Here is a 583-nt window from a genome sequence, read left to right as displayed (position 1 = left end):
GGTAGAGCAACTGACTTGTAATCAGTAGGTCACCAGTTCGATTCCGGTAGTCGGCACCATAACAATTTGGGTGGGGTTCCCGAGCGGCCAAAGGGAGCAGACTGTAAATCTGTCGTCATCGACTTCGAAGGTTCGAATCCTTCCCCCACCACCACTTTCTGGCGACGCTTTGCGGAGCCGGAGTTGGTTGGGTAAACTAATCAGCTCAATACTAAAGAGAGCAGTCTCTTTAGTATTACAGAAAGAACTGGGTAGCCGAGTTTCAGGATGCGGGCATCGTATAATGGCTATTACCTCAGCCTTCCAAGCTGATGATGCGGGTTCGATTCCCGCTGCCCGCTCCAGACGTGCTGATATGGCTCAGTTGGTAGAGCGCACCCTTGGTAAGGGTGAGGTCCCCAGTTCGACTCTGGGTATCAGCACCACTTCTTTTCTCTCCTTCCCTGTTTCTCTTCTGTTATGTTCATTCAACAAGTCGGGCATGTTGCCTGGTTGATGTGGTGATATCACCGATTTATCCGTGTCTTAGAGGGACAATCGATGTCTAAAGAAAAGTTTGAACGTACAAAACCGCACGTTAACG

3 tRNA genes are annotated in these 583 nt (G+C 49.7%); all 3 read left to right on the top strand.

The features are described 5' to 3' along the window. The first annotated feature begins 69 nt into the window (after positions 1-69). The 3 genes from ABD353_RS39985 to ABD353_RS39975 all read left to right on the top strand — a co-directional run bounded on the left by ABD353_RS39985 (position 70) and on the right by ABD353_RS39975 (position 425). Positions 70-154: transfer RNA gene (locus tag ABD353_RS39985), tRNA-Tyr, on the top strand. A gap of 115 nt (positions 155-269) precedes the next feature. Then, positions 270-344, top strand: a tRNA-Gly gene (locus ABD353_RS39980). Between the two features lie 5 nt (positions 345-349). Further along, positions 350-425, top strand: a tRNA-Thr gene (locus ABD353_RS39975). The last annotated feature ends 158 nt before the right edge of the window (positions 426-583 follow it).

This window comes from Kitasatospora arboriphila (assembly GCF_039528095.1).
Lineage (GTDB): Bacteria > Actinomycetota > Actinomycetes > Streptomycetales > Streptomycetaceae > Kitasatospora > Kitasatospora arboriphila.
Note: the sequence above shows the minus strand (reverse complement) of the source record. Positions and strands in the feature narration are given on the sequence as shown.